The organism is Pseudacidovorax sp. (assembly GCF_017991995.1).
Classification (GTDB): domain Bacteria; phylum Pseudomonadota; class Gammaproteobacteria; order Burkholderiales; family Burkholderiaceae_C; genus Xenophilus.
Genome location: NZ_JAGOPN010000027.1, coordinates 64,673 through 71,029 on the forward strand (window position 1 = coordinate 64,673; position 6,357 = coordinate 71,029).

Annotated in this window: 5 protein-coding genes; all 5 read left to right on the forward strand. The window is 66.7% G+C overall.

Annotation, left to right across the window (positions count from 1 at the left end; all coding sequences use genetic code 11):
* The 5 genes from KBC94_RS26970 (at position 1) to KBC94_RS26990 (ending at position 5,991) form a co-directional block, all read left to right on the forward strand.
* Positions 1 to 1,077 carry a branched-chain amino acid ABC transporter permease gene (locus tag KBC94_RS26970; RefSeq protein WP_294377988.1) on the forward strand — a complete coding sequence of 359 codons (1,077 nt, stop codon included), beginning with the start codon at positions 1 to 3 and terminating at the stop codon, positions 1,075 to 1,077.
* Entirely contained in the window at positions 1,074 to 1,892 is an 819-nt protein-coding gene (locus KBC94_RS26975; protein ID WP_294377991.1) for an ABC transporter ATP-binding protein, read from the forward strand. The genes KBC94_RS26970 and KBC94_RS26975 overlap by 4 nt, the downstream gene beginning before the upstream one ends.
* A 112-nt stretch (positions 1,893 to 2,004) precedes the next feature.
* A complete protein-coding gene (locus KBC94_RS26980) occupies positions 2,005 to 2,796 on the forward strand; it encodes an ABC transporter ATP-binding protein (RefSeq protein WP_294378003.1) in 792 nt (263 codons plus the stop codon).
* Positions 2,797 to 2,955: 159 nt separating this feature from the next.
* Entirely contained in the window at positions 2,956 to 4,788 is a 1,833-nt protein-coding gene (locus KBC94_RS26985) for a long-chain fatty acid--CoA ligase (RefSeq protein WP_294378005.1), read from the forward strand.
* Positions 4,789 to 4,821: 33 nt separating this feature from the next.
* Positions 4,822 to 5,991: an ABC transporter substrate-binding protein gene (locus tag KBC94_RS26990; RefSeq protein ID WP_294377995.1), complete on the forward strand. Its 1,170-nt coding sequence runs from the start codon at positions 4,822 to 4,824 to the stop codon at positions 5,989 to 5,991.
* Positions 5,992 to 6,357: the final 366 nt, after the last annotated feature.

The window sequence follows — 6,357 nt, forward strand, 5'->3', positions numbered from 1 at the left end:
ATGCGTTTCATCTTCAAGACCTCCTATGCGCAGGACATCGACCTGGCCAAGCACGGCGGGCACCGCTTCTGGTATTCGCTGCTGGGCGTGGTGCTGCTCGCGGCGCCCTGGCTGCTGGACGAGTACTGGCTGGCGCAACTCAACTTCGTGCTCATCTATTCGGTGGTCGGGCTGGGGCTGATGCTGCTGGCGGGCTTCACCGGGCAGTTCTCCATCGGCCATGCGGCCTTTCTGGGCACGGGCGCCTACACACAGGGCGTGCTGGTCAACCTGGGCGTGCCCTTTCCGCTGGCGATGGTGGCGGCGGCGCTTCTGTCCGCGGCGGTGGGCGTGGTGGTGGCCATGCCGGCGCTGCGGGTCAAGGGCATCTACCTGGGCATCGCCACGCTGGCCTTCGGTTTCATCGTGGAGGAAGTGTTCGCGCGCTGGGAGAGCCTGACCGGCGGCAATGCGGGACTGCACGTCAAGTCGCCCAGGCTCTTCGGGTTCGACTTCAGCAGTGCGGAGGCCTTCTACTTCGTCTGCCTGCTGACCACCGTGTTGTGCACGCTGGGCGTGCTCAACCTGCTGCGCGCGCCCACCGGCCGGGCCTTCGTGGCCATCCGCGATTCGGAGATCTCGGCGCAGAGCATGGGCATCCACCTGGCGCGCTACAAGACGCTGGCCTTCGCCCTGTCGGCGGCGCTCGCGGGGCTGGGCGGGGCGCTCTACGCGCACAAGATCAGCTTCCTCTCGCCCGACCAGTTCAGCATCCTGCAGTCCATCGACCTGCTGCTGCTGGTGGTGATCGGCGGGCTGGGCTCGGTGCACGGCGTGTTCCTGGGCGCCATCTTCCTGATCTCGATGCCGCAGCTCATCGCGCTGAGCAAGGACTGGCTGCCCGAGGCCATCGGCCAGGCGCCGGGCCTGCAGGGGCTGGTGTACGGCCTGGTGCTGATCGCCTTCGTGCTCTTCGAGCCCATGGGCCTGTACGGCCGCTGGCTCAAGGTGCGCGCCTGGCTGCAGCTTTTTCCCTTCTACCGCCGCGGCATGTTCAAGCGGCAGAAGTCCTTCACCAAGTCCGACAGGTTGAAATGAGCGACGTGCTGCTTTCCGCCCAGGACCTCAGCGTGCGCTTCGGCGGCGTGCTGGCGGTCAACCAGGTGAGCTTCGACGTGCGGCGCGGCGAGGTGTTTACGCTGATCGGCCCCAACGGCGCGGGCAAGACGACGGTGTTCAACCTCATCAGTCGCATCTACCAACCCACGACGGGCCGCATCACCTGGCATGGCGGCGCGGCGCCGCTGACGCTGACCGACCAGCCGCCCCATGCCATCGCGGCGTTGGGCATCGCGCGCACCTTCCAGAACATCGAGCTCTTCGAGCATGCGACGGTGCTGCACAACCTGCTGATCGGGCGGCATGTGCACCGGCGCACCGGCTTCTGGTCGGAGCTGTTCTTCACGCCCGCCACGCGCGCCGCCGAGGTGGCCGCGCGCGAGAAGGCCGAGCAGGTGATCGACCTGCTGGACCTGCAGCACCACCGCGACTCGCTGGTGGCCGGCCTGCCCTACGGCGTGCGCAAGGTGGTCGAGCTGGCCCGCGCCCTGTGCACCGAGCCGCAACTGCTGCTGCTGGACGAGCCCTCGTCCGGCCTGAACGTGGAGGAGACCGCGGACATGGCCTTCTGGATCCAGGACATCCAGCACGAGCTGGGCATCTCCGTACTGATGGTGGAGCACGACATGACGCTGGTCTCCAAGGTGTCGGACCGCGTGCTGGCCATGGCCCAGGGCGAGGTGCTGGCACTGGGCAGCGCGCGCGAGGTGCAGGCCGATGCGCGCGTCATCGAGGCCTATCTGGGAACCGCCGAGGACGTGAGCAGCCTGCGGCGGCCGAAGGTGGCGGCATGACGCGGCCTGTCGCATCGCAATCCCGACGCGCCACGCGTCACCCAGGAGTGCGCCCATGAGTACCGGCATCGCCATCGCATCGACCACGTTGCCCCTGCATGCCGGCCTGCCCATGGGTCCGGGCGCCGAGCCGGCCGAGGACGTGCTGCAACTGCTCAACGTCGAAAGCGCCTATGGCCCCATCAAGGCCATCCGCGGCGTCAGCCTCAAGGTACGGCGTGGCGAGATCGCCACCGTGCTGGGCAGCAATGGCGCCGGCAAGACGACCATCCTCAAGACCATCTCCGGCATCATCGATCCGCGCAAGGGCACGGTGCACTTCAAGGGCAACGACATCACGGCGCGCGACCCGGCCTTCATCGTGCAGCAGGGCCTGTCGCATGTGCCGGAGGGCCGCGAGGTGTTCCCGCTGCTGTCGGTGCGCGACAACCTGCTGATGGGCGCCTACACCCGCCGCGACCGTGACGGCGTGGCGCGCGACCTGGAGACGGTGTTCGGTTACTTCCCCATCCTGCGCGAGCGCGCAATGCAGGATGCCGGCCTGCTCTCCGGTGGCCAGCAGCAGATGCTGGCCATCTCGCGCGCGCTCATGGCCGCGCCCGAGCTGATCCTGCTGGACGAGCCCTCGCTGGGCCTGTCGCCCAAGCTCACCAAGGAGATCTTCGAGATCGTGGTGCGCATCAACCGCGAGCGCGGCACCACGCTGCTGGTGGTGGAGCAGAACGCCAACATGGCGCTCAACGCGGCCGACTACGGCTATGTGCTGGAGAACGGCCGTATCGTCATGGAGGACAGCTGCGAGCGCCTGCGCGAGAAGGAGGACATCAAGGAGTTCTACCTCGGCATGCAGGAGACCGGCGCCCGCGGCGAGCGGCGCTGGAAGAAAAAGAAGACCTGGCGCTGACGACGAAAGGCCCGCACCATGCGCACTCCGCCCTTCACACTCGCCCGTGCCGCAGCCGGCTTCCTGCGCGCCGGGCTGGATGCCTCGGCACCGGCTGCCGCGGCGGCTTCCACGCCCGGCCCGGCCCGCGTGCCTGCGGGCCTCTGGGACACGGCCCACATGGCCCCGTGCACCGACATCGTGGTGCCTGGCGAGACGCTGCCCGCCGTGTTCTGGAACGCCACGCGCCTGCGCGGAGACCGCGTGTGGATGCGGCAGAAGGAATTGGGCATCTGGCGCGCCTGGACCTGGCAACAGACCGCCGACGCTGTGCGCGAGATCGCGCACGGCCTCATGGCACTGGACTTCGCGCCCGGCGACTGCGCGTCGATCCTGTCCAACACGGTGATCGAATGGGTGCTGGCCGACCTGGCGGTGCTGAGCTGCGCGGGCGTCTCCAACGGCATCTATCCCACCGACGCGGCCAGCCAGGTGCACTACCTGTGCGAGGACTCGTCGACCACGGTGCTCTTCGTCGAGGACGACGAGCAGCTGGACAAGGCGCTGGGCGTGCGGGCACAGCTGCCCAGGCTGCGCAAGGTCGTGGTCTTCGACATGAAGGGGTTGCGCGACTTTCACGACCCCGACGTGATGTCGCTGCAGGACCTGCGGGCCCTGGGCCGCGAGCACCTGCGGCTGCATCCCCAGGCCATCGATGAGCGCGTGGGCCAGTTGACGCCCGCCGACCTGGCCATCCTGATCTACACCTCGGGCACCACCGGCAAGCCCAAGGGCGCCATGCACAGCCACGGTGGGCTGGTGTATGCCATGCGCGGCTACAACACGCTGATCGCGCAGGACGAGCGCGACGAGCGCATGTGCTTCCTGCCGCTGTGCCATGTGGCCGAGCGCATGGGCGGCGAGTACTTCGCCATGTACACGGGCTCGGTGCTCAATTTCGTCGAGAACCCCGAGACGGTGCCCGAGAACGTGCGCGAGATCGCGCCCACCGTCTTCCTCGCGGTGCCGCGCGTGTGGGAGAAGTTCTACTCCGGCGTGATGATTGCGCTCAAGGAGGCGACGCCGCTGCAGCGCGCCGCCTATGCCTGGGCCATCGGCGTGGGCGAGCGCATCGCCGACCGTGTGCTGGCCGGCCAGCCGGTCGATGGCGCGCTCAAGCTGCAGTTCCGCCTGGCGCGGGTGCTGGCGCTGGACAACGTGCGCAAGCTCATCGGCATCCACCGCGCACGCTTCCTGGTGACGGGCGCAGCGCCCATCTCGCCGGACCTGGTGCGCTGGTATCTGGCGCTGGGCGTGCCCATGCTGGAGGTCTGGGGCATGACCGAGACCGGTGGCGCCTCCACCGGCATGCCGGCCGACCGCATCAAGCCCGGCTCCATCGGTCCTGCCACGGCCTACAACGAAGTGCGCATCGACGAAGGCACGGGCGAGATCCGCGTGCGCGGCCCCAACGTCTTCATGGGCTACCTCAACCAGCCCGAGAAGACGGCCGAAACCATCGATGCCGAGGGCTGGCTGCACACGGGCGATGTGGGCACGGTGGACGCGGACGGGTTTTTCCGCATCACCGACCGCATGAAGGACATCATCATCACCGCGGGCGGCAAGAACATCACGCCCAGCGAGCTGGAGAACGAGCTCAAGTTCAGCCCGTACATCACCGACGCGGTGGTGATCGGCGATGCGAAGCCCTACCTCACGGTGATCATCATGATCGACCAGGAGAACGTCGAGAAATTCGCGCAGGACCACGACGTGCCCTTCAGCAACTACGCCAGCCTGACGCGTGCCCGCGAGGTGCAGGACCTGATTCAGGGCGAGATCGACCGCGTCAACGCGAAGTTCGCGCGCGTCGAGCAGATCAAGAAGTTCTTCCTGCTCGACACCCAGCTCAGCGCCGAGGACGAGGAGCTCACGCCCACCATGAAGCTCAAGCGCAAGCTGGTGCAGGCCAAGTACGCCGCGCAGATCGATGCGATGTATGCGGCGTGATACCGACCGCCCCGACCACCCAAGGAGACAGCCATGAAGACCTTCCGACCCGCCGCGACCTCGGTCGCCCTTCTCGCGCTCGGCCTCCCGCTGGCCCATGCCCAGCAGCAGGGCGTGAGCAAGGACGAGATCCGCATCGGCACGATCCAGGACCTGTCCGGCCCGCTGGCCGGCTTCGGCAAGCAGGCGCGCAACGGCATGCAGTTGCGCGTGGAGGAGATCAACGAGCAGGGCGGCATCAATGGCCGCAAGCTCAAGCTCTATGTCGAGGACTCGGGCTATGACCCCAAGAAGGCCGTGCTGGCGGCGCAGAAGCTGGTCAACCAGGACAAGATCTTCATCATGGCCGGCCACATCGGCACGGCCCAGAACATGGCGGCGATGCCGGTGCAGTTCGACAAGAACATCATCAACTTCTTCCCGATCACGGCGGCGCGCGAGATGTACGAGCCGCTCAACCGGCTCAAGTATTCCTTCGCCGCGACGTACTACGACCAGATCCGCATGGCGCTGCCGAAGATGGTGAAGGAGAAGAACGCCAAGAAGGTCTGCACCATCTACCAGGATGACGAGTTCGGCCTGGAGGTGAACCGCGGTGCCGAAGCCGGCCTGAAGGCCGTGGGCATGGAGCTGGCCGAGAAGACCAGCTTCAAGCGTGGCGCGACCGATTTCAGCAGCCAGGTGGCCAAGATGAAGGCGGCTGGCTGCGAGGTGGTGGTGCTGGGCACGATCATCCGCGAGACCATCGGCACCATCGGCGAGTCGCGCAAGACCGGCTTCAATCCGGTCTTCCTGGGCTCCAGCGCGGCCTACACCGACCTGATCCACAAGCTGGGCGGCAAGGCGATGGACGGCATGTACGCCACCATGACGGTGCAGAACCCGTACACCGACGAGCAGAACGACAAGATCCGTTTCTGGGCCAACAAGTACAAGACCAAGTTCAACGAAGATCCGACGGTGTTCTCGGTCTACGGCTACTCCATCGTGGACGACTTCGCGCAGGTGGCGCAGAAGGCCGGGGCCAATCTCACGACCGATTCGTTCATCAAGATCATGGACGCGAGCACCTTCGAGCCGGACATGTTCGGCTCGCCCAAGATGACGTTCACGGCGACCAAGCGGCTGGGCAACAACGCGTCGCGGCTGTCGCAGATCGTGGATGGCAAGTGGAAGGTCGTGTCGGATTACGTGGCGGAGTGAGGGTTGCGGTTCATGGACCTGGGCTTGAAGCTGACCTGACCTGACCTGACCTGACCTGACCTGCGCGTTGGGTTGGGTTGAGCTGGGTTTGGTCTGGGTGGGCGAGGTCCGGGGCGCGCGCCGGCGCCGGGCCCAGGGCGCGCGGACTCATACGGGGTCGGTCGGCCCTGCGGGCCGACTCCGCTGCGGTGCTCGGATGAACGGGCCGCGGCAGAACTCGCTACGCGCTTCGCGCTGCGTGGAGTGAACCCCTGCGGCTGGACCACCGATAGTTGTAGAGACTGATACGCTGGCTGGGCCTTCACCAGGAGAAGGTTCATGACCGCAAGATCGACATACCGCCAGCATTCGCTGGAGTTCAAGTTG

Excerpts from the sequence above, each read along its gene's own strand:
- KBC94_RS26970 (WP_294377988.1), top strand. The coding sequence starts at position 1 with ATGCGTTTCATCTTCAAGACCTCCTATGCGCAGGACATCGACCTGGCC.
- KBC94_RS26975 (WP_294377991.1), top strand. The coding sequence starts at position 1,074 with ATGAGCGACGTGCTGCTTTCCGCCCAGGACCTCAGCGTGCGCTTCGGC.
- KBC94_RS26980 (WP_294378003.1), top strand. The coding sequence starts at position 2,005 with ATGGGTCCGGGCGCCGAGCCGGCCGAGGACGTGCTGCAACTGCTCAAC.
- KBC94_RS26985 (WP_294378005.1), top strand. The coding sequence starts at position 2,956 with ATGGCCCCGTGCACCGACATCGTGGTGCCTGGCGAGACGCTGCCCGCC.
- KBC94_RS26990 (WP_294377995.1), top strand. The coding sequence starts at position 4,822 with ATGAAGACCTTCCGACCCGCCGCGACCTCGGTCGCCCTTCTCGCGCTC.